General features: G+C 42.9%; 17 protein-coding genes. 16 read left to right on the top strand and 1 reads right to left on the bottom strand.

Features of this window, described 5'->3' with window-relative positions:
- Positions 1–184: 184 nt before the first annotated feature.
- The 10 genes from G4420_RS21765 to G4420_RS21720 all read left to right on the top strand — a co-directional run bounded on the left by G4420_RS21765 (position 185) and on the right by G4420_RS21720 (position 16070).
- Positions 185–1591, top strand: a complete 1407-nt coding sequence (locus G4420_RS21765; RefSeq protein WP_163326062.1) for a sulfatase family protein — start codon at positions 185–187, stop codon at positions 1589–1591.
- Positions 1592–1722: 131 nt separating this feature from the next.
- Positions 1723–3606, top strand: coding sequence for a glycoside hydrolase family 2 protein (locus tag G4420_RS21760; protein ID WP_163326061.1), 1884 nt, complete (start codon positions 1723–1725; stop codon positions 3604–3606).
- An 8-nt stretch (positions 3607–3614) separates the two neighbouring features.
- Entirely contained in the window at positions 3615–5021 is a 1407-nt protein-coding gene (locus G4420_RS21755) for a sulfatase family protein (RefSeq protein WP_163326060.1), read from the top strand.
- A gap of 40 nt (positions 5022–5061) precedes the next feature.
- Positions 5062–6708 carry an arylsulfatase gene (locus G4420_RS21750; protein WP_163326059.1) on the top strand — a complete coding sequence of 549 codons (1647 nt, stop codon included), beginning with the start codon at positions 5062–5064 and terminating at the stop codon, positions 6706–6708.
- An 11-nt stretch (positions 6709–6719) separates the two neighbouring features.
- Positions 6720–8966, top strand: a complete 2247-nt coding sequence (locus G4420_RS23320; RefSeq protein ID WP_204273784.1) for a family 43 glycosylhydrolase — start codon at positions 6720–6722, stop codon at positions 8964–8966.
- Between the two features lies 1 nt (position 8967).
- Positions 8968–10368 carry a sulfatase-like hydrolase/transferase gene (locus G4420_RS21740; RefSeq protein ID WP_163326058.1) on the top strand — a complete coding sequence of 467 codons (1401 nt, stop codon included), beginning with the start codon at positions 8968–8970 and terminating at the stop codon, positions 10366–10368.
- 89 nt (positions 10369–10457) lie between these two features.
- Positions 10458–11969, top strand: coding sequence for a sulfatase (locus G4420_RS21735; RefSeq protein WP_163326057.1), 1512 nt, complete (start codon positions 10458–10460; stop codon positions 11967–11969).
- 21 nt (positions 11970–11990) lie between these two features.
- A complete protein-coding gene (locus tag G4420_RS21730; RefSeq protein ID WP_163326056.1) occupies positions 11991–13430 on the top strand; it encodes a sulfatase-like hydrolase/transferase in 1440 nt (479 codons plus the stop codon).
- Positions 13427–14503 (top strand): family 43 glycosylhydrolase, encoded by a 1077-nt coding sequence (locus G4420_RS21725; protein ID WP_163326055.1) that lies wholly within the window; start codon positions 13427–13429, stop codon positions 14501–14503. The genes G4420_RS21730 and G4420_RS21725 overlap by 4 nt, the downstream gene beginning before the upstream one ends.
- Positions 14504–14519: 16 nt before the next feature.
- Positions 14520–16070, top strand: a complete 1551-nt coding sequence (locus G4420_RS21720; protein ID WP_163326054.1) for a sulfatase family protein — start codon at positions 14520–14522, stop codon at positions 16068–16070.
- 108 nt (positions 16071–16178) lie between these two features.
- On the opposite strand, the gene G4420_RS21715 is transcribed toward G4420_RS21720, so the two are convergent.
- Positions 16179–17204, bottom strand: a complete 1026-nt coding sequence (locus tag G4420_RS21715; protein ID WP_163326053.1) for a LacI family DNA-binding transcriptional regulator — start codon at positions 17202–17204, stop codon at positions 16179–16181.
- Between the two features lie 182 nt (positions 17205–17386).
- Between G4420_RS21715 and G4420_RS21710 the strand changes: the two genes are divergently transcribed.
- The 6 genes from G4420_RS21710 to G4420_RS21685 all read left to right on the top strand — a co-directional run bounded on the left by G4420_RS21710 (position 17387) and on the right by G4420_RS21685 (position 23354).
- Positions 17387–17779 carry an L-rhamnose mutarotase gene (locus G4420_RS21710; protein WP_163326052.1) on the top strand — a complete coding sequence of 131 codons (393 nt, stop codon included), beginning with the start codon at positions 17387–17389 and terminating at the stop codon, positions 17777–17779.
- The gene (locus G4420_RS21705; RefSeq protein ID WP_163326051.1) at positions 17780–18823 is read left to right on the top strand and encodes an aldo/keto reductase; all 1044 of its coding nucleotides are present in this window, start codon (positions 17780–17782) and stop codon (positions 18821–18823) included. It abuts the gene before it with no gap.
- An 11-nt stretch (positions 18824–18834) separates the two neighbouring features.
- Complete coding sequence (locus tag G4420_RS21700; RefSeq protein WP_163326050.1) at positions 18835–19662, top strand: amidohydrolase family protein; 828 nt, start codon at positions 18835–18837, stop codon at positions 19660–19662.
- Between the two features lie 15 nt (positions 19663–19677).
- On the top strand, positions 19678–20694 hold the full coding sequence (locus G4420_RS21695; protein WP_163326049.1) for a zinc-binding alcohol dehydrogenase family protein: 1017 nt from the start codon (positions 19678–19680) through the stop codon (positions 20692–20694).
- A gap of 138 nt (positions 20695–20832) precedes the next feature.
- Positions 20833–22917, top strand: a complete 2085-nt coding sequence (locus G4420_RS21690; protein WP_204273783.1) for an alpha-L-fucosidase — start codon at positions 20833–20835, stop codon at positions 22915–22917.
- Positions 22918–22967: 50 nt separating this feature from the next.
- The gene (locus tag G4420_RS21685; RefSeq protein WP_163326048.1) at positions 22968–23354 is read left to right on the top strand and encodes a beta-galactosidase domain 4-containing protein; all 387 of its coding nucleotides are present in this window, start codon (positions 22968–22970) and stop codon (positions 23352–23354) included.
- Positions 23355–23414 lie beyond the last annotated feature (60 nt).

Genomic DNA, 23414 nt, shown 5'->3' with positions numbered 1-23414 from the left:
ACTTCTTTAAAGCATTAAAATAGCTGGGTTCTGATGCTATTCTCCGCGATGGAGTGTTTCCGGGGATTTTAGCAATAAATGTTGAGATCTGAACGAAAGTCCCCATGTCATGAAGATATTTGCTAACGAGAGCCAGTCGGTAGATGTAATTTTGAAAGCTGTATAATTTATAATCTAAACAAGTATGTATAAAAACATCATCACTTTAGTTTTCGCATTTTTTTTTGTTAGCGTGTTGCATACAAATGCGGAACAAAAACCTAATATTCTAATCATCATGGCGGATGATTGTACGCACAGTGATTTGCCGCTTTACGGAGGACAGAATGTTAAAACACCACATATTGATCAACTGGCTTCGCAGGGAATGACATTTAATAATGCCTATGTCACCATGTCGATGTGTGTGCCTTGCCGTGCTGAATTATATACCGGTTTGCAACCTGTTAGCAGCGGTGTTTGCTGGAACCATGCCATTGCCCGAACCGGAACCCAAAGTATTGTTCAATATTTGGGTGAGCTGGATTATCGCGTTGGTATTGCCGGAAAAGTACATGCCGACCCACGCAGCGTTTATCCTTTCGAAATGGTTGAAGGCGTTGAAGGAAATTGTGTTTCGCAAACTGCCCAATACGATGCTGCCGGTCTTAAAGAATTTATGGCCCGTGATGAAGAACAGCCATTTTGTTTGGTAACCGCACTTGTGGTACCTCATATTCCATGGACGGTTGGCGATCCTTCGCATTTTAATCCCAAAGAATTAAAACTTCCGCCGTACCTGGCTGATAACAAAGAAACACGCACCGAATTTGCCAAATACCTGGCCGAAGTTGAGGTGCTTGACCAACAAATAGGAGAAACTTTAGCCTTGCTTGATGAGCTTAATATTGCCGATAATACAATCGTGATTTTTACATCGGAGCAAGGTGCACAGTTGCCATTTTGTAAATGGACCAACTGGAACAATGGCGTGCACACCGGATTTGTGGTGCGCTGGCCCGGAAAAGTAGAAAGTGGCGTTCGTACTGATGCACTTATTCAGTACAACGATGTATTGCCAACTTTGCTTGATGCACTTGGAAGTACTACCAAAGCCGAATTTGACGGAAGCAGCATTTTACCCGTTCTGCTCGGAGAAAAAGATACGCACCGCGAATATGCTTATTTTATGCATAATAACGTGCCCGAAGGTCCGGCATATCCAATTCGTTCGGTTAGCGATGGTAAGTATCACTACATACGTAATCTTAGCCCTGAAAATCTTTACATCGAGCGTCACCTGATGGCGCGTATGCCACTAAATAAATACTGGCCATCGTGGATTTTCGATGCTTCGGATGATCCTGAAATTTTGGATTTGGTAACCCGTTACCAGAAACGTCCGGCAGAAGAACTTTATAATTTGGTTGACGATCCGGACGAGATGAAGAACCTGAGCAATCAAAAAGAGGTAAGTGGAATTCAGAAAAAGCTTTCGAAGGAACTCGACAAATGGCTGAAAGAACAGGGCGATCCGGGTGCCGGACTCGACACTTACGAAGAACTGCAAAATGCAAGAAAAGGTAATCATTTTAAAGCCTTAAATGATTGAATTGTATGTTTTTGATTGGGAGTTTGGTGGAAATCAAATTTCTGATTTATTAAATGATTTTACCAGTTCTATAATTCAATATCCAGATAGAAATTTAAAACAAGAATAATTTTGCATAAACAATTTAAAAGATGAAGAAGATTAAATTTAATTTAACAGCCATTGTTCTGTTAATCAGCTTTGGACTTTATGCCCAGGATTGGCAGCCGGTAGGCGATAGAATTAAAACCCGCTGGGCAGAAAAAGTAACTCCCGACAATGTTTGGAAAGAATACCCACGTCCTCAAATGGTGCGTCCTGAATGGAAAAGCCTGAACGGTCTTTGGGAATATGCTGTAACATCAAAAAACGCAACAAAACCTGAAGCCTGGGAACAAAATATACTGGTTCCTTTTGCCTTGGAAACACCACTTTCAGGTGTTGGAAGACGAATTGAATCAAACGAGGTGATCTGGTACAAAAGATCTTTTGAACTTGCTCCAAAAGCAAACGAACGCCAGTTGTTAAATTTCGAAGGTGTTGATTACAAATGTATGGTTTGGGTTAACGGTGAGCTGGCCGGTTCGCATGTTGGCGGTAACCTGCCTTTTTCGTTTGATGTAACCGATTTGGTGAAACCGGGCGAAAACGAAGTAAAACTACGCGTGATCGACGGAACCGATGATTTTGACTTATACCAGTTACGCGGAAAACAAAAGCGCGATAACGGTGGTATCTGGTACACGCCGTCGTCTGGAATTTGGGCACCTGTTTGGATTGAATCGGTTCCTGAAACCTATATTAAGTCGGTAAAACTATTGGCCGATATGTATGGCGAATTAAAAGCAGAAGCAACAATTGGCGGTTTACAGCAGAAAGCCCAATTGCAGGTTAGCGTTTTTGATAACGACGAGCTTGTGGTACAGAAAAAGGGGCTGTGTACCGATGTATTGTTAAGCGTAAAAAATGCTAAACTTTGGTCGCCATCTTCTCCAAAACTTTACGATCTGAAAATTGAATTGCTCGACGTAGACGGAAAAGTTCTTGATGTGGTAACTTCTTACACCGGATTCAGAACAGTTGGAAAAGCCTGCGATGCAGAAGGTAACTGGCGATTCACTTTAAACGGCAAAGAAATTTTCCATTACGGACCGCTTGATCAGGGATGGTGGCCTGAAAGTTTTCTGCTTCCTCCATCGGATGAGGCTATCGTTTGGGAAATGGATTTTCTGAAAAAGGCAGGATTTAACATGATCCGCAAGCATAAAAAAGCTGAAATTCGCAGGTATTATTATCATGCCGACCGTATGGGATTTGTAATTTGGCAAGATCAAACATCCGGTGGTAGCGGTGGCCGCGAATGGCCAAAATGGAAAAGACTGCACATGGAGAGCGAAGATTATGCTCCGAAAAGACCAGATCAGTGGCACAGAGAAGATGCGCTTGATGCAGACTGGCCGGATTGGGCACACGAGTTATATAAAAACGAGTTGAAAACAATGATTGATGTGCTTTACAACCATCCGTCGGTAGTAGTTTGGACTACCTTCAACGAGCGCTGGGGGCAACATCGCAGTATGGAAGTTGGTAACTGGGTAGAAGCCTACGATCCGTCGCGCCTGTTAAACATTGCCAGTGGTGGTAACTTCTTCGAAGTGGGCGACATTGCCGACCAGCATCAGTATCCGCATCCAGATTATCCTTTAGACGTAGATCTTTACAATGATTACGTAAAAGCTGTTGGCGAATTTGGTGGTCACGGTTGGGCCGAGAAAGACCATATCTGGGATACATCGAAAAGAAACTGGGGTTACGGTGGTATGCCAAAAACAAAAGAAGAATACATCGAACGTTATGTTGAAAGTTGCAGAATTCTTGGTGAGTTAAGAAAAAAAGGAATCAGTGCGGGGGTTTATACCCAAACTACTGATGTTGAAGGTGAGCTTAACGGACTGATAACCTACGATAGGGCAGTAATGAAAATTTCACCGGAAGAACTTTATGAAATTCATAAAAAAGCCGGATTACTTGATTAATCTGATTCATGAAAAAGAAAGCTATAATACTTAGTATATTTTTCGGTTGTTTGTTACTTGTTGTTCAAACAGTTTCAGCAGGTAACCCACCTTCGGTAGCAGCCGGTCAGCAACCAAATATCGTATTTATCCTTGCCGATGATTGTACGCACTGGGATATTGGTTGCTACGGAAGTGTGGATTCAAAAACACCTAATATTGATAGGCTGGCTTCAGAAGGAATGCTTTTTACACGATGTTACGAAGCAGCTCCGATGTGCTCGCCAACCCGGCACAATATCTTTACCGGCTTGTACCCGGTAAAAACGGGGGCTTATCCAAATCATACAAATGCAAATCAAGGAACCGAAAGTATAGTGCAATACCTGACCCCTCTGGGGTACAGGGTTGCACTTTCGGGTAAAAGGCATATCGGTCCCGAAGCGGTATTTCCTTTCGAATATCTCGGAACCAAAAATAATCCGGAGTTCGATTTGGTTGAAGGTTTTTTAAAGGAAGTGAAAGACAGCAAAGAACCTTTTGCTTTGATGCTTACTTCAAACGAACCACACACGCCCTGGAGCAAAGGCGATCCAACGCAGTTCGATCCCGAGAAAATTACTTTGCCGCCGCATTATGTCGATACAAAAGAAACCCGCGAAGCCTATTGCCGGTACCTCGCCGAAATTAACTTCCTCGACGGGCAGGTAGAACAAGCGATCGCTTTACTCGATAAATACGGTTTTACCGAAAATACAATGGTTGTTTTTGCCAGCGAGCAGGGCAACAGTTTCCCATTTGCTAAGTGGACCTGTTACGAGGCAGGCGTTAAATCGGCACTAATTGCTAAAATGCCGCAAAAAATTCAGCCCGGAACCACATCTGATGCCATTGTGGAATATACCGATTTGCTGCCAACATTTATAGAAGTAGCAGGTGGTAAAATTCCCGAAAAACTGGATGGAGAAAGTATGTTACCACTATTTCTAGGGCAAGCAGAAAAAGTAAAAGATTACGCTTACAGCCTGCAAACCACAAGAGGTATACATAATGGCAGCGAACATTATCCTATTCGGGCTATTGTTAACGATCGTTACCGCTATATCTGGAATATTACACCCGATGTTGAATTCAAAAATATTGTAAACAACATTGGTGAAAAAGGTACACTGTGGTACAAATCGTGGGAAGAAATAGCGGAAACAGATAAGAACGCCGAGGCCCTCGTGAAAAAGTATCGAATCAGACCGGAAGAGGAACTTTACGACATTATTGAAGATAAGTGGTGTGAGAAAAACCTGGCCGAATTGCCTGAATTTGAAAGCATAAAAAAGCAGCTTCGAAACGAGCTGATGAAATGGATGGAAGAGTGCGGAGACGAGGGATTAAAAACCGAAATGGAAGCATTCGAACACATGCCAAACAAGAATAAATAAATAGTATAAACCATAAACTTCAGTCTAAACCAATTAAAAAATGAAACATATCTGCCTGCTTTTTTTTGTGAGCTTTTTACTGCTCAATTGTAAAGGCGAAAAACATAACACGGAAAAACCGGAGCCCGGTCGTCCAAATATCATTTTAATTCTTTCGGACGATATGGGATATTCCGATCTGGGTTGCTACGGTGGCGAAGTGGAAACCCCAAACCTTGATGCCCTGGCAGCAAACGGACTTCGTTTTACCCAGTTTTATAACGGCGCGCGCTGTTGCCCAACCCGTGCCAGTTTAATTTCGGGTTGTTACCCACACCAGGTTGGAATCGGGCACATGACCAATACACCAAATAATTTTACCGAACACGACCTGGGAATTCCCGAATACCGTGGCTTTTTAAAACGAAATGCGGTTACTATTGGTGAAGTAATGAAAGATGCCGGTTACTCAACCCTGATGACCGGAAAATGGCACCTTGGAATTTCCGATAAATCAAAATGGCCGCTTCAACGTGGGGTTGATAAGTTTTACGGAATCATACCCGGCGCAAGTAACTTTTTTAAACCTACATATCCGCGCGGAATTACCTACATGAACGACACGATTTCGGTTACCGACGAGGATTATTATACCACCGATGCTTTTACCGATTATGCGATAAAATTCATCGACGAATCGGCGCAGGAAGAACCTGGAAAACCGTTTTTCCTTTACCTGGCTTACACCGCGCCACACTGGCCCATGAATGCCCCTCAAAATGTAGTTGAAAAATACAAAGGCAAATACATGGAGGGATGGACAAAGCTGCGCGAAACACGATTTGCCCGCATGAAAGAGATGGGAATCATCGATGAGAACTGGGAACTCAGCGACCAGGATTCAAGAGAATGGGATTCCTTGGACGATGAAAAGAAAAAGGAGATGGATGTGCGCCGGGCTATTTATTCGGCAATGATCGATCAGATGGATCAGAACATTGGTAAACTGGTTGACTACCTTAAAAAAGAGGATGAATTGGATAATACGCTGATCATTTTCCTGAATGACAACGGAGCATGTGCCGAAGGTGGAGAACTGGGCGGCGGTCCTGCAGAGCAGCTCGAAACCAAAGAGGGTTATTTCCTGACCTATGGCGGCGCCTGGGCCAATGCATCAAACACACCCTACCGCGAATACAAACACTGGGTGCACGAAGGCGGAATTGGTACACCTTTTATTGTGCACTATCCCAACCTTATTCCTAAAGAAAAACAAGGACAGCTTGTTTCAGAGTATGGCTTTTTGCCTGATCTGATGGCCACTTTTGTTGATGTTGCACAAACAAGCTACCCTACAGAATACAATGGAAACGAGATTGTTCCGGCGGCCGGTAAAAGTTTGGTTCCGCTTTTCGAAGGAGAGAACAAACGCATTCATACCGAACCTATTTTTTGGGAACACGAAGGAAACAAAGCCGTTCGTTTGGGTAAATACAAACTGGTTTCGAAATGGAACAACAAACGCGAAACCGAGTGGGAATTGTACGATATGGAAACCGACCGGACCGAGATGAACGACTTAGCCCAGAGTATGCCCGATAAGGTTGCCGAAATGGACAAAATGTACAGCGAATGGGCATCAAAAAACAATGTGCTGCCCTGGAATGAGATAAGGAAAATGTATCAGGAGAAGAGAAAAAATAACTGAAAATCAAGGATATGATCTCAAAAAATATAAATAAGGTTATTGTACTGCTGATTTTACTGTCAGGCTTTTTAATGGCTTGCACAAATCAAAATCAAACGGAACAGGCAAAACAATGGAGTATCGAAAAAGCCAATTCATGGTACGTTAAGTACCCGTTTCTTGTAGGTGGAAATTATGTGCCGGCCTCGGCCATCAACCAGCTGGAAATGTGGCAGGAAGATACTTTTGATCCGGAACGTATTGATTTTGAATTGCGCCGGGCCTCAGAAATCGGTATGAATACCATGCGCGTATTTCTACACGATTTGGCATGGACACAAGATAAAGATGGATTTTTTAATCGGGTGGATCAGTTTCTGACGATTGCCGACAAACACGGAATTAAACCCATGTTTGTGATCTTTGACGGTGTTTGGAATCCGTATCCAAAAGCAGGGAAACAACCGGAGCCGGTGCCACATGTGCACAATTCGGGCTGGGTGCAATCGCCCGGTCGAGAAATTTTAGAGAACTCCGAAAAACAGGATGAACTAAAAGAATACGTTCAGGCTGTTCTTTCAAGATATAAAGATGACGAACGGGTTTTGATTTGGGATTTATTTAACGAACCCGATAATTCGAATGCCGGAAATTTTGGTGGTGGAAGTAAAGAGCCGGAAATGGCTCCTGAAGAAAAACTGGAGTGGGCACTGGAGCTGTTGCAGAAAACTTTTGCCTGGGCGCGCGAAGTAAATCCGTCGCAACCTTTAACGGCCGGTGTTTGGGGAGCTCCAACCTGGTTGGAAGAACCTGATTACATAGAAAAATTCAGTCTCGAAAATTCGGATATTATCTCATTTCACAGTTATGATGGTCCGGAATCAACGCAGAAAATGGTTGATGGTCTGAAAAAATATAAACGCCCGCTAATGTGTACCGAGTACATGGCCCGCACGGCAGGTTCTACATTTGAAGCCATTCTGCCAATCTTTCATAAAAACAGGGTAGCGGCTTACAACTGGGGTTTGTTTTCCGGTAAATCGCAAACCATATATCCATGGGAATCGTGGACAAAAGAATATACAGCAGAACCGGAGCCCTGGTTTCACGATGTTTTCAGGGAAGATGGAACACCCTACGATAACAAAGAAATACGTCTTATAAAAAGTTTATCGGGTGTTCCGGTTACAGTGCTAAGCAAAGTGCCGGAAGTAGCAAAACCTGATGACCGGGAAACAATAGAAGCCGGCTTAAAATCGCACAATAAAGCTTTGTTTATTAAAGACGGTTGGATTCGCGATCCGTATATTGTTACCAACGATGTGGGTGAATATTACTTAACAGGTACTACTCCCTTAAATGATGACGATTGGAAAAATACTGATCCTTATAATATCGGACTTGGCGATCTTTCATGTGTGGGCTGGAAAGCACACATTTGGAAAAGTAAAGATCTGATAGACTGGCAGCCGGTTGAAAATGCCTTTAGCTTAAAAGATGGAATTTGGGCAAAAACACATCCGGAACGTTTTGAAGACACCGATTCTTCAAAATGGTTATTGTGGGCACCCGAAATTCACTGGACAGGCGATCGCTGGGCTTTGGTTCATACCAGTCCTTTCCCGCACAGCGGAGCAAACCTGTCGCTATCAAATGGTGCTGAACCTGTTGGTCCCTGGGAAAACCCGATGGGCGAAAAGATTGGGCGTCGGCACGATCCGTCGTTATTTAATGACGACGATGGAAGCTGGTGGCTGATTTGGGGAGCAACACAAATTGCTAAATTGAAACCTGATTTTTCAGGTTTTGAAGGCGAACCCGTTACCATCGGACCAAGCGGAGATACAAAAAATATGGGACACGAAGGTTGCCTGATAATGAAAATTGATGGGAAATACGTGTTGTTTGGAACGGGCTGGTCAACAGGCCTGATGCGACGTGGAACCTATAATTTGTATTATGCCGTAGCCGATAAAATTGAAGGCCCTTACAGCGAGCGCAAATTTGTGGGGCGTTTTCTGGGGCACGGAACCCCCTTTAAAACCAAAGACGGAAACTGGTGGTGTACTGCCTTTTTTAACGCCAATGTACCGCCGCTTGATCCAGCAGGGATTGAAGATGACAATTTGATATTTACAGCAGCTTCTATAAATCAACGCGGAACTACAATCGTTCCTCTCGATGTTTTTACCGATAACAATGGAGAACTGATTATCCGCGCAAAAGTCTCGGAATACGCAACTCCGGGACCGGACGAAGCACAGAAATTTGATGAATAATATGAAGAACTGGTATTTACAAACAATAGTACTTCTCGCAATAGTTGCAGTTGGCAGCTTCGAGTCATTTGCCGGAAACGAAACCACTTCAAAGCCAAATATTATTATCATTCTTGCCGATGATTTGGGCTATGCTGATGTTGGCTTTCATGGAAGTGATATTATAACTCCAAATATCGATCGTATTGCAACCGAAGGTGTTGTGCTTGATCAGTATTACGCTTGCCCTATGTGTTCGCCAACAAGGGCCGGACTAATGACCGGGCGTTATCCGATTCGTTTCGGACTTATGAGGGCGGTTGTTCCGCCTCTGCGCAGGTATGGAATGCCTCCTGAAGAAACAACCATCGCCGAAATGCTAAGCGTAGCCGGGTACAAATACCGGGGTATAACCGGAAAGTGGCACCTTGGTCATCAGGAAAAGAAATGGATACCAGCCAACCAGGGATTTACGTTCTTTGAAGGGTGCCACAACGGTGCAGTCGATTATTTTACACAAGACAGAAATGGAGAACGGGATTGGCAGGAATTGAGCAAACCTTCGGAAAAGAAAGGATATACAACCGACTTAATAGGCAATGCCGCCATCGAATTTATTCAATCCGTACCAAAGGATGAGCCTTTCTTTTTGTATGTGCCATTTACGGCTCCTCATTCGCCGTTTCAAGCCAAAGATGAGGACTTGGAAAAATATCCAAATCGGCAAGGAGACAAGAAAACTTATGCCGGCATGATTGATTGTATGGATCAGAATATTGGCAGAATATTGGCCAGTTTGGAAGATCGCGGACAGTTGGATAATACCTTCATTTTGTTTTGCAGCGATAATGGTGGCGTTAAAAAGGTGGCCGATAATTCACCTCACCGTGGTTCAAAACTTACGGTTTACGAAGGAGGAATAAATGTTGTTGCCGCAGCCCGGTGGCCGGCTGGAAATATTTCGGGTGGCAAAATAATTAAAGAGCGAGTAGGATATATTGATGTGTTTCCTACAATTGCCGGAATTGCCGGTTGCAATCAATTGCCGGCTGAGCTGGATGGGATCGATATGATTAAGGCGCTGCAAGGTGAAAAATTGCCGGATCGCACCTGGTTCACCTATCTCGACCAAGGCGGGGAGAAAGTGGAGCAGTTTGCTTTAAATACCGACGAGTGGAAGTTAATTTGGCGGCGTAATGCGCCCGATAATTCTACAGAAAAGGAACAAACCGAGCTGTACCGGATAGGTGAGGATGGCGGTGAAGTCGTTAATGTAAATACGGAGCAGAAGGCAGTTGTTGAAAAGCTAAAAACGGAAATCGAGCACTACTATAGTTTTAAATCTGAAAATAAGATACCGAGATACGATGAAAAAGGGAAGCGCCCGGGGCGATTGTTACGAAACTGGTTTCCGGAAAATTAAAACACAGGACTTGGAAGATTAGGAGAGAGAAAAAACAGTAAAGAGCAGATAGCTAAGAATAAAAATATTTGTATAAACAGTATTACGATATGAAAAATCTAATTTATTTTATCATTGCACTGGTGTTGTTGGTAAGCAACGTAAAATACACCTTTGCACAGAAATCAGAAAAACCCAATGTATTATTGATTTTGGTCGACGACCTGAAACCCAACCTGGGGGTTTATGGCGATGAAACCGCAAAGAGTCCAAATATCGATCGATTGGCTTCAAAAGGAATGACCTTTAAAAATGCTTATTGTAACCAGGCAGTTTGTATGGCATCGCGTTATAATTTATTACTTGGTGCCCGCTCAACCAGTACCGGAATTTTCAATTTTGGTACACAGTTTCGTGAAGTATATCCTGATGCGGTAACGCTTCCTCAATATTTTATGAATGCAGGTTACCACGTTGAATCGATGGGTAAGGTATTCCATATCGGGCACGGAAACGACAACGACGAAGCATCGTGGAGTATTCCTCACCACAAAGAAAAAGTAATCGAATACCTGCTTCCTGAAAGCACCAACAGGGAGCTAACCCGCGAGGAGGCTTATTTCCAGAACTCGGCAATGTTTATCGAAGATTTACCAAAAAACTGGGAGCTTCCGAGAGGAGCTGCATGGGAAAGCCCTGATGTACTGGATGATGCCTATGCCGATGGACGTGTGGCCACACATGCTATTAACCGCTTGCGACAGTTGAGCAAAAATCCTGATCAGCCGTTTTTTATGGCCGTTGGATTTGCCCGTCCGCACCTGCCGTTTTGTGCTCCTAAAAAATACTGGGATATGTATGATCCCAACGAACTACCTATGCCGGTTAACGAAGAGCAACCTAAAGATGCACCTGAATGTGCCTTGAAGCGACGGGGCGAAATCGTTCAGTTTTTTCCGATACCAGAACAGGAAACAGGAATTTATGATGACGACTTAAAACGAAAGCTGATACACGGTTATTATGCCAGTATGAGTTATATGGATGCTCAGCTGGGGCGTGTATTTGCCGAGTTGGAACGACTGGGGCTTGATGATAATACAATTATTGTGCTATGGGGCGACCACGGCTGGCACCTGGGCGATCACGGAACATGGACAAAACATACAAACTTTGAACAAGCAACACGAATACCTATTGTTTATGTAGCTCCGGGTGTAACAACTCCGGGTACAAAAACCGACCAGTTAACTGAAACTGTTGATATTTACACCACTTTGGCTGACCTGGCCGGCCTTGGAAAACCAGATGTTCCGCAACCAATTGACGGAACCAGTTTGGTACCTGTTTTAAAAGATGGTACAAAACGAGTGAAAGATCATGCCTATCATGCTTTTAACAAAGGGGGCTATATGGGAGAAGCCATACGCACAGAGCAGTACCGTATGGTGCGCTGGACACCAATGAGAGATGCGAACAAAGAAGTTTTGTATGAGTTGTATGACTACGTAAACGATCCGCATGAAACTCAAAACTGGGCAGCGCAAAAGCCTGAAAAGGTTGCTGAACTGGAACAGTTGTTAAACAGTCATCCAAAGGCAAAAACAAGACCTGGGAAGTAGAGTCAAATTAATCATCGAATTATGAATCGAATAAGTATTTTTCTATCAATAATTTTATCGTTTTACTTTACAAATACCTTTGCCGGCAAAAGTGTTCAGCAAAACAACGATAAAAAAACAAACATCCTTTTTGTCTTTATCGACGATATGGGCTTTGCCGATTTAGGATGTTATGGCCGCGAAGACGTTCATACGCCAAATATCGATCGTTTGGCGAGCGAAGGAATTTTATTTACACAGTTTTACGTGAACTCGCCAATTTGTTCACCATCGCGAACAGCGGTTACAACCGGGCAATATCCGGCGCGTTGGGGAATAACTTCCTACATCGACAGCCGTAAAGCGAATGAAAACCGGGGAATGAAAAATTACCTCGATTTGTCAGCTCCGTCGGTGGCCCGTAACATTCAGGCGGCAGGTTATTACACCGCACACATTGGCAAATGGCACATGGGTGGCGGACGCGATGTAGGTGAGGCACCGTTAATTACCGAGTACGGTTTTGACGAATCGGTAACACAGTTTGAAGGTTTGGGTGAGCGTTTTTTGGCTACTTACGAAACGTTGAATCTTCCTGACAGCACGCGCGGATTGGAAAAACAATCTGCCGGCTTGGGAAGGGGAGAGGTACACTGGGCAAAACGTGAGAATTTTACACAGATTTTTGTAGACCGCACCATTGATGCCATTGAAAATGCACAAAAAGCGAACAAGCCTTTTTACATTAATCTTTGGCCCGATGATATCCATACGCCGCTTGAGCCGCCAAAAGAATTGCGTGGCGATCTTTCAATGAAAGCGCGGTTTTTGGGTGTTATGCAAGAGATGGATAAACACATGGGACGTCTTTTTGATTACATCCGAAATAATCCGGAACTCCGCGATAATACGCTGATAATTTTTACCAGCGATAATGGTCCCGACAAAGCAGTGAACACAGCAGGACCATTTCGTGGCTATAAAACAGTGCTTTACGAAGGCGGATTCCGCGAACCGTTTATCAGCTGGTGGCCGGGTAAAATTTCAGAGAAGAAAGCGGGCACAAAAAACACTAAAACGGTAATGGCCGCAATCGATCTTCCTTTGGTATTTATGGAAATTGCGGGAGCTACTCCGGATGAAAATGTAACCTACGACGGCGAATTGATGCTGGAGGCCATTTCAGGAAAAAAACAACAAAAAAGATCAAAACCGATTTTTTGGATCCGACCTCCCGATCGTCCCGGTTATGAAGGAACCCGGGCACCGGATTTGGCTGTTCGAAAAGGAGATTACAAGTTGTTGATGAATTTCGATGGATCGAATGTTCAGCTGTATAACCTTGAAAAGGACATGGGCGAAACACAGAACTTAAAAGATAAAGAACCCGGCAAAGCTGCCGAGTTAAAAAAAGAGCTGGAAGAATGGTTTAACAGCTATCCGTTAGACATTGATTTAACAAAGTTCTCCTTTAAAAAATGATGAATTATACCCTTAAATTCCTGGTGTTTCTGATGGCTTTATTTTGTTTTGTTGCTTGTACACACAACAATAGCAAAAAGCAAAATGAAGCTCCGGCACCTCTTTTTGTCGATCCAAACTATCAGGGATCCTGCGATCCGGAGATCGTTTGGAACGAACACGAACAGCAGTGGTATATTTATTATACAGCCCGTCGTCCGATGCTGGAAAATACCTGGCTGCAAACACCTATTGGAGTGGCTGTTTCAAAAGACATGGTAAACTGGGAATTTAAGGGTTATTGCAAATTTGATGGTGTAGGCGGTGAAAAAGATGCAGCATCAACATTTTGGGCGCCTGCAATTATTTCGGCCAACGATACTTTGCATATGTTTGTTACCTGGAAACCCGACACCATCCCAACTCAGGGAGCCTGGGGCGGGCAGGGGTGGATTGTGCATTATAAAACACCTCTTACGAACCCTGTTGATGGCTGGCAAAAGGTAAGTGCCTTGCATGGCGATAACCTGAATACTATCGATGCCACCGTTTACCAAAGTCAAAATCTGTATCACGTTTGGTTTAAAGGAAAGGAAAAGGGAGCAAAGAAAAATGAACTCTACCATTTAACCACTTCGGATTTTACCAATTGGCAAGAAGCCGGCTTCTCAAAAAGCGATGTATTTAATGCCGAAGCAACCGGATCAAATTTCGAGGAGGCTCCTTATATTTTTCAGTGGAAAGGGAAGTATTGGTTGATTACCGATCCGCACAACGGCTTTTTTGTATACAGTTCTGCTGATGCCGAAAACTGGGAATTTCAGGGTACGATATTAAAAGAAGGTGGTACGCGAAATTTGGATAATTCGATGGCGCGGCATTGCAGCGTTGCAGTAAAAGACGGCCGGGCTTTTATTTTTTACCATGTGGAGCCCTGGCGGCGTTACGATCTCGAAAAACTAAAAGGCGAGGGGAGAAAACGGATTTTCGATCAGCCCTTAAAAAACAGGGAGAGTGTGCTGCAAATGGCAGAGCTTGAAATTCGAAACAATAAATTATCTTGCGATAGAAATAAAGCGTTCGAACTTAAATAGCATAAACCTATAACTGATGAGCAAATTAAACCTTTACCTTTTTCTTCTGCTTCTACTTGGTGTTTTCAGCTCCTGTTCAACTGACACAAAAAGCATCGAGACAAAATCAGAAAAGCCAAACATTGTTATCATTTATCTTGACGATCTGGGCTATGGCGATGTTAGTGCCTACGGAGCAACTGAAATTCAAACGCCAAATATTGATCGTTTGGCCAACAACGGAGTAATGTTTACCGATGGTCATGCTTCTTCGGCAACGTGTACTCCAAGCCGTTATGCCCTGTTAACCGGGGTTTATCCGTGGCGAAATAAGGATGCCAAAATTTTACCGGGCACCGCATCGCTGATTATTGATACCGCACAGGTAACCATTCCTAAAATGTTAAAAGAGCAGGGCTATTATACCGGAGTGGTTGGAAAATGGCACCTTGGCTTAGGTAGTGGTCAGGTGAATTGGAACGAGCACGTTTCGCCGGGGCCAAATGAAGTGGGTTTCGACTATTCGTACATTATGGCTGCCACGCAAGACCGCGTACCAACAGTTTACCTCAAAAATGGACTGGTTGAAGGCCTTGATCCGAACGATCCGATAGAAGTGGACTACAGTAAGAATTTTGAAGGCGAGCCAACCGGCAAGGACAATCCTGAATTGCTGACCATGAAATGGCACCACGGGCATAACAATTCAATCGTTAATGGTATTCCGCGAATTGGTTTTATGAAAGGTGGCAAGAAAGCTAAATGGAGCGACGTAGATATGGCCGATCATTTTCTTGCGAAAGCACAGAACTACGTTAAGCAGCATAAAAATCAGCCTTTCTTTTTGTATTATGCCTTGCAGCAACCTCATGTGCCGCGTACTCCACATCCGCGATTTGTAGGCAGTACCGATCTTGGTCCGCGTGGCGATGTGATTGTTGAAGCCGACTGGTGTATTGGTGAGTTTATAAAAACATTGGAAGAAGAGGGAATTTTGGAAAATACACTGATCATTTTATCAAGCGATAATGGCCCGGTACTTAACGACGGTTATTACGATGATGCTGTTGAACGAATTGGCAGCCACGACCAAAATGGAGGCCTGCGAGGTGGAAAATACAGTTTGTTTGAAGCAGGTACACGTGTTCCATTTATTACCTACTGGAAAGGACAGATTGAACCTAAAAAATCGGACGCGCTAATCAGCCAGATTGATATTCTTGCATCGGTTGCAAAATTAACCGGTGCAGAAGTAAATTCATCGGATAGTGAGGAGCTGTTAGATGTGTTACTTGGGAAATCGGATGAAGGTAGAGAAGAACTTGTATTAGAGGCATCTTCACGCACAGCATTTCGAAAAGGTGACTGGTTAATGATTCCTCCATACAAAGGGGCGGCAGTTGCAGCGCAGGTTAATATCGAATTGGGAAATTCTTCGGAGTTCCAGCTTTACGATCTGAATGATGACATTGGTCAGCAGACGAATCTGGCCAAAACAAATCCCGACAAGCTGAATGAAACGGTAAGTGATTTCGAGAAAGTTGTTGGAACACTGAATTCAGAAGTGGAGGCACTGGAATTAAAATAAGAGATGTAAATAGTTCTCTGAATTACTATTCTGAATTCAAATACCAGGAAAGCAATAATCTTAAAAAAAGGTTGTTGCTTTTTTTGTAAGAATAGATAATAATAGGAGTTAGTGTCGGCCTTCCGATTTGTTTGATGACTCCCGTTCAACAAGCTGCGTTTTTACAATCAGTGTTTCTGCCTGAAATCCGGTAGTCAACCTTTTGAAAAAAAGTTGAGCAATCTGTTGCCCCATCTCAAAAGTAGGATGCGTTACCGAAGTTAATGCCGGGGTTACCACAACCGAGTGGAATTCATCGGTAAAGCCAACAACTCCAATATCGTCAGGAATTTTTAGTCCTGCTTCCTTAATGGCTTTCATTAAGCCAAAAGCAACGGTGTCGTTTATTCCATAAACGGCATCAGGGGGATTGGGCAATTCAAGAAGCCTGTTCATTGCCATTTTTGCTGATTCAAAAGTCAAATAACAATTTTCCACGAGATTCTCATCCGGTGTTAAACCACAGGCCTTTAGTCCTGCCCGGTAGCCACTCATTCTTTCTTTGGAGATACTCAGGTTCTCCGGTCCTGAAACATAGGCGATTCTCCGGTAACCTTTTGAATAGAAATGCTCAACAATCTTTTGCGATGCATCAGCATTATCAGCTATTACGGCCGGAATTTTGTCGCCGAGGCAAACCCGGTCAAACATTACCAGCGGAATATCTCTGCTAACCAGCTTTTCAAAATGATCGGTGGTATTGGTTTCCCGGCTCATGCAAACTATCAATCCTTCAACTCTTGCTTTCAACAGGTTGTCAATCGATTCCTTTTCTTTGATAATACTCTCATTCGAACTGGCAATAACAGCAAAGTACCCATTCTCTTTTGCAACACTTTCAATTCCTGAAATGATGGAAGCATAAAAATGAGTAACCAAATCAGGAACAACAATGCCGATCATTCGTGTTTCCTGTTTTAATAAACCCATTGCCAGTGGGTTAGGGGTGTAGTTTCTTTCTATCGCCAGTTTCTTGACTTTTTCTTTCATCTCCCGGCTAATGTCAGGATGATCTTTTAAGGCCCTTGAAACTGTGGAAATTGAAATATTCAGCTCCCGCGCAAGATCCTTTAACGATATATGTCGGCTTCCCATTATTGCTTAGTTAAGTGATAATAATTCTCTCTTTTTGTCAAAATTAAAAACTTCGTTGTTATGTTTTAGAACATTTTATCATTAATGCAAAGCTTTGCGGAAAGCTTTGCATTAATATGCAGGTATATTGTGTTTTTACTATACGATAAATTATTCGAAATTTACATTAAATCAAACGACTTATGAAGTACAAAAGATATTGCAAAACAATGATGCTGAAGGATGATCCGCAGCTAATTGAAGAATACAAAAAGGTGCACGCCAAAGGAAACACCTGGCCCGAAATTTCTCAGGGTATGAAAGAGGTGGGAATCATAGATATGGAGATATACCTGCTCAACAACCGTTTATTTATGATTATGGATACCACACCTGATTTCGACCACAACAAGGCTATGACTGAGTTGGCCGGAAAACCCCGGCAGGCTGAGTGGGAAGCTTTTGTATCACGTTTTCAGGTGAGTAGCGAAAAAGCAACCGCTAATGATAAGTGGCAGTTAATGGACCGGATTTATGAACTGGATCAAAAGAATGAATTTGAGGCCATTGATGGGCAGGTTAAGGAAATTGATTAGATGAGTACAACTCGATTATTAGGAAAAAAGGGAATAACATGCCCTCAAATTATTTACGGAACCAGTTATTTAGGAAATCTTTACCGTGAACTGTCAGAAGATGAAAAGCTAAACCTCATGCAGGAATGGTTTAACGTGGCAGATGGTAAGGTAATGATCGACAGTGCCGGAAAATATGGTGCCGGGCTTGCGTTGGAAGTTATCGGACAGGGGCTGGAAAAACTCGGCGTTGATCCCTCGCAAATTACGATCAGCAATAAACTGGGTTGGTATCGTGTGCCACTAACAAGGGCTGAGCCAACATTCGAGCCGGGAGCCTGGGCAAACCTGGAATATGATGCTGTTCAGAAGATCAGTTACTACGGAATTTTGGACTGCTGGCAACAGGGATGTGAGTTGTTGGGCGGAAAATTCAAGCCAGAGATTGTTTCTGTACACGATCCCGATGAATATTTAATGGCTGCAACCGACTCCGAAGACCGGCAAAAACGCAAGGAAGATATTTTAGGAGCTTACAAAGCTTTATTCGAACTCAAGGAAAAAGGCGAAGTAAAAGCGGTTGGGATTGGCTCAAAAGATTGGCTGGTAATAAAGGAGTTGTACGAAGAGGTAAAATTCGATTGGGTAATGTTTGCCAATAAATTTACCATGTATCATCATCCAAAAGCAATTGTCGATTTTATGGTTCAACTGGAAAAGAATGGGGTGGGTATTATAAACTCGGCAATATTTAATGCAGGTTTTTTAACCGGCGGCGACTATTTTGATTACCGGCTTGTTGACCCGAAAAATCCTGCAGACGAGCATTTGTTTGCATGGCGCGAAAAGTTCTTTACCATTTGTCGGAAGCACAATGTTGCTCCCGGTGATGCCTGTTTAAAGTTTGCACTCTCGGCACCTCAGGTAGCTGCCGTTGCGTTAAATCCGAGTAAACCGCACCGTATGGCACACAACAAAACGCTTCTGAACCACGAATTTCCTGAAGCTTTTTGGGCTGAGCTTAAAAGTGAACAAATTATAGAAACGGAATATCCTTATTTATAAAACCGAAGGTTATGATTATTGATACACATCATCATTTGTGGAATTACAATCCGGTTGGATTTGATTGGATTGATGATGAAATGGCAACCATCAGAAAGTCATTTTTACCTGCTGATTTGCAAGCTACCCTGGATAACACCGGAGTTGAAGGTGTAGTAACCGTGCAGGCACGTCAATCGCTGGAAGAAACCGACTGGCTTTTAAAACTGGCTTCCGAAAACGACTTTATGAAAGGTGTTGTGGGATGGGTGCCGTTGGCTGATGAAGATATTCAACAAATTTTAGAAGGGTATAAAAGTAACCCGTGGCTAAAAGGTGTCCGGCATGTTGTTCAGGGAGAACCTGATCCCGAATTCATTTTAGGGAAGGATTTTAATAAGGGAATCTCATTATTAAAAAGCTACAACCTGGTTTACGATATCCTGATTTTTGAACACCAACTACCCAATACCATACGTTTTGTTGATCAGCACCCTGAACAGCAGTTTGTGGTCGATCATATTGCCAAACCAAAAATCAAAATAAACGAGCTGGCTCCCTGGGCAAAAAATATACAGGAGCTGGCGAAGCGCGAAAATGTTTCATGTAAAATAAGTGGGATGGTTACTGAGGCCGACTACAAATTATGGACAGAGGAACAACTTAAACCATATTTCGAAACAGTGCTTGAGGCTTTTGGTCCTTCGCGTTTGCTATATGGTTCCGACTGGCCGGTATGTCTGGTGGCAACAGACTATTCTAACTGGCTGGATTTAGTAAAAAAAACGATTTCGAAGTTTACGGAAGAGGAACAGGAAATGATCCTCTGTAAAAATGCACAAAGTATTTACAACATTTAATTTCAGCAAATAAAGATGAGAGCAATAGAAATAACAACTCCCGGAGATGTAAGGATTGTAGAACGGGAAATGCCGCAGCTGGGCAAAGGAGATGTTCTTCTTAAGATAAAATATGTTGGGTTTTGCGGCTCCGATTTAAGTACATATCTCGGGAAAAATCCAATGGTACAGTATCCGCGTATTCCGGGGCACGAAATATCGGCAGTTATTGAAAATATCGGAGATGAAGTGCCTGAAGGATTTCAGAAAGGACAAAGTGTAACGGTTGTTCCCTACACCAATTGCGGACAATGTACCTCTTGTAAGCAAAAACGTTTTAATGCCTGTCGTTACAACGAAACACTGGGAGTTCAGCGCGATGGTGCAATGGCTGAATATATTGCTGTTCCGTGGCAAAAAGTACTAAAAGATGAGGCCTTATCGGATGTTCAGCTGGCTTTGGTAGAGCCGCTAACCGTTGGATTTCATGCCATCGATAATGGAAAAGTAACCGACATTGATACCGTGGTTGTATTTGGTTGCGGGATGATTGGAAATGGAGCAATTGTGCGTGCAAAATTGCGCGGTGCAACCGTAATTGCTGTAGATATTGACGATGTGAAACTAAAAATAGCACAACAATTGGGTGCCGATTTCATCATTAATTCGAAAGAGAAGGATTTACACCACGAGCTCCAGGAAATTACAAATGGTGATGGTCCAAGCGTAGTAATTGAAGCAGCCGGAAACCCGGTTACATACCGAGCTGCCATTGAAGAAGTTGCTTTTGCAGGCCGGGTAGTTTGTATTGGTTATGCTGGTACCGAGGTAGCGTTTTCAACCAAGCTTTGGGTACAGAAAGAACTGGAAATAATGGGATCGCGCAATGCAAATCCATCCGATTTTGAAGCTGTAATAAAGTACCTGAAAAGCAGTCAGATTGATGAAAACATTCTGATCTCAAAAACAGTAAGCCCTGAAGAAGCGCCCGTGGCTATGAAAGAATGGTCGGAAGCACCCGGAAAAATAATGAAGATATTGGTTCAGTTCTAAATAAATGTAAGTGGAGAGACCGGAAAGGTAATAATGAATCAAAATTTCCGAAAACTTCTCTTTTCTAGCTATTTCGGGGCGCATTAATTATGGCTCCATAATAACCTGATTTTATTGAAACCTAATAATTAAACCTATATGAAACAAATACCTTTACATGGCCTGGTTTTTATGCTATTTTTAATCAGCATTAGCTGTTCAAAAACTGAAGCGCCTTTACCTTACGGCCCAACGCCATCCGAAAACCAAATGCGCTGGCAGGAAATGGAATACTATGCTTTTATCCATTTTTCGTTGAATACCTACACCGACCAGTCGTGGGGATTTGGAGATGAAGACGTAAGCCTTTTTAATCCCGAAAAACTGGATACCCGCCAGTGGGCGCGTATTTGCAAAGAAGCCGGAATGAAAGGGATTATTGTTACTGCCAAACACCACTGCGGATTTTGTTTGTGGCCAACAGAAACAACGGAGTATTCAGTAAAAAATGCGCCATGGAAAGATGGCAAAGGTGATGTGATTCGCGAACTGGCCGATGCCTGCAAAGAATACGGACTTAAGTTAGGAATCTACGTATCTCCATGGGATAGAAATAATCCGGAATACGGAAAGCCCGAATACATTACCATTTTCAGAAACCAGATTAAAGAAGTTTTAAGCAATTATGGCGATGTTTTCGAAATTTGGTTCGATGGGGCCAACGGTGGTACCGGCTATTACGGTGGCGCCAATGAAAACCGAAAAATCGACAGAACCACCTACTACGATTGGCAACCAACCTATAAAATGATTCGCGAATTGCAACCAAACATTGTAATCTGGAACGACGGTGGCGACCGTGCCGACCTGCGCTGGGTTGGTACAGAAGGCGGCTGGGTTGGCGAAACCAACTGGTGTTTGCTGAATAGTACCGACGAGGTGCCTTTCGAGATGTTGCATTATGGTGTGGAAAACGGAAATGCCTGGGTGCCGGGCGAAGTAAATACTTCCATTCGCCCCGAATGGTTTTATCACCCCAGCGAGGACACCAAAGTAAAAACCTTGCCACAACTGATGGATACCTATTACAATTCAATTGGACGGAACGCCACTTTTTTACTGAATTTCCCAATAAGACCAAATGGATTAATCGATGAACGTGATGAAAAAGCAGCACTTGATCTTGCTGAAGCCGTAAAAGAAGCATTTGCCGTAAACCTGGTTGTAAATGCCAAAGCCGAAGCCTCAAATGTACGTGGTAACAGCCGTAAATTTGGAGCAGCAAATGCTATTGATTCCGATAAAAATACATACTGGACTACCGATGATGAGGTAAAAACAGCCTCGCTGACCATCGATTTTGGCGAAATAAAAAGCTTTAATCGCTTTATGGCACAGGAATACATTCGTTTGGGACAACGCGTAAAGTCGTTTACCATAGAGGCGATGGTTGATGGCGAGTGGAAAGAACTGGATAAACAAACCACAATTGGCTACAATCGTATTCTTCGTTTCCCAACGGTTGAGGCAACAAAACTTCGTTTAAACATTACCGATTCAAAAGCTTGTCCGCTAATTTCAAACATTGGGGTTTACGATGCTCCTCAAATTCTAACCCCGCCAAAAGTTATTCGCGAGCAATCAGGTAATGTTAAAATAATTCCTGCCGATCAGGAATCGGAAATTTATTATACTCTGGACGGTAGTGAACCAACTTCGGGGTCAATAAAATATACTTCTCCAATTGAAACCGGCGACGGAAAGGTTGATGTGCGAGCTATTGCTTACGATCCTTCGAATAGAAAAAGCAGCCAGATAAGTGGCGAACGTTTTGATATTGCACGCAAAACTTGGAATATTTTGAGCACGGAAGACAAGAAAGTTTATGCGGTCATTGATGGTGACATCGCTTCGGTATGGAATCAACCACGAGATAAGAAAATTCCTGTTGACCTGCTCATTGACATGGGGAAAGAAGAAAACCTTACTGGATTTAAATATCATCCAAACCAAAGTCCGTGGGGGCCGGGAATTATTACAGATTACCAATTCTTTGTTTCATCCGACAATAAAAAGTGGAAGCTGGTTAGTGAAGATGAATTCTCCAATATTAAAAACAATCCATTGTGGCAAACAAAAAACTTCGGGCCCATTAAAGCCCGTTACTTCAAATTTAGTGCATTAAAAAATACGGAGGGGAATGATAATGTAGGCTATGGGGAAGTGGATGTGATAACTAAGTAGCAAAGCAAACATTAGTTATGCTAATTGTGTTGTTCAGTAAAAATATCGGTTTGTTGAAACCGCAATCCGAAAATACGATTGAACTAAGTACGGTACTAGAAAATCCCCGGTTATGGTCGGCCGAAATTCCATACTTTTATCAACTTAAGTTAAAACTGAAAAACAACAAAGATGAAGTTCTAGAAATACTCGATTGGAAATTCGGTGTAAGGAAAATAGAGGCAAACGCCGAAATTATACTAAATGTATATGCCCGTTTAAAAAAGCCCGAACTTTGGGCCGAGACAGGATTTACAGTGGCTCGCGAACAGTTTGTTTTAAAGACAAGGGCACCTCAAAAAATCGAAGCTACGGCAAATGACCTTTGGCTAAATGAAACGGAATCAAATATCGTGTATATCTTCAGCCTAATTTGGACACGTTGGTATAAAAATTAAGAGATGGTTTTCTTAATTTAATCACCATTAAAAAGTTCAAAAATGACTGTAAAAAAACAA

This window comes from Draconibacterium mangrovi, assembly GCF_010586825.1.
Classification (GTDB): Bacteria; Bacteroidota; Bacteroidia; order Bacteroidales; family Prolixibacteraceae; genus Draconibacterium; species Draconibacterium mangrovi.
This window is presented reverse-complemented; position numbering and strand designations above follow the sequence as displayed.

Coding starts and splice junctions, on each gene's coding strand:
- G4420_RS21765 (WP_163326062.1), top strand. CDS start 185: ATGTATAAAAACATCATCACTTTAGTTTTCGCATTTTTTTTTGTTAGC.
- G4420_RS21760 (WP_163326061.1), top strand. CDS start 1,723: ATGAAGAAGATTAAATTTAATTTAACAGCCATTGTTCTGTTAATCAGC.
- G4420_RS21755 (WP_163326060.1), top strand. CDS start 3,615: ATGAAAAAGAAAGCTATAATACTTAGTATATTTTTCGGTTGTTTGTTA.
- G4420_RS21750 (WP_163326059.1), top strand. CDS start 5,062: ATGAAACATATCTGCCTGCTTTTTTTTGTGAGCTTTTTACTGCTCAAT.
- G4420_RS23320 (WP_204273784.1), top strand. CDS start 6,720: ATGATCTCAAAAAATATAAATAAGGTTATTGTACTGCTGATTTTACTG.
- G4420_RS21740 (WP_163326058.1), top strand. CDS start 8,968: ATGAAGAACTGGTATTTACAAACAATAGTACTTCTCGCAATAGTTGCA.
- G4420_RS21735 (WP_163326057.1), top strand. CDS start 10,458: ATGAAAAATCTAATTTATTTTATCATTGCACTGGTGTTGTTGGTAAGC.
- G4420_RS21730 (WP_163326056.1), top strand. CDS start 11,991: ATGAATCGAATAAGTATTTTTCTATCAATAATTTTATCGTTTTACTTT.
- G4420_RS21725 (WP_163326055.1), top strand. CDS start 13,427: ATGATGAATTATACCCTTAAATTCCTGGTGTTTCTGATGGCTTTATTT.
- G4420_RS21720 (WP_163326054.1), top strand. CDS start 14,520: ATGAGCAAATTAAACCTTTACCTTTTTCTTCTGCTTCTACTTGGTGTT.
- G4420_RS21715 (WP_163326053.1), bottom strand. CDS start 17,204: ATGGGAAGCCGACATATATCGTTAAAGGATCTTGCGCGGGAGCTGAAT.
- G4420_RS21710 (WP_163326052.1), top strand. CDS start 17,387: ATGAAGTACAAAAGATATTGCAAAACAATGATGCTGAAGGATGATCCG.
- G4420_RS21705 (WP_163326051.1), top strand. CDS start 17,780: ATGAGTACAACTCGATTATTAGGAAAAAAGGGAATAACATGCCCTCAA.
- G4420_RS21700 (WP_163326050.1), top strand. CDS start 18,835: ATGATTATTGATACACATCATCATTTGTGGAATTACAATCCGGTTGGA.
- G4420_RS21695 (WP_163326049.1), top strand. CDS start 19,678: ATGAGAGCAATAGAAATAACAACTCCCGGAGATGTAAGGATTGTAGAA.
- G4420_RS21690 (WP_204273783.1), top strand. CDS start 20,833: ATGAAACAAATACCTTTACATGGCCTGGTTTTTATGCTATTTTTAATC.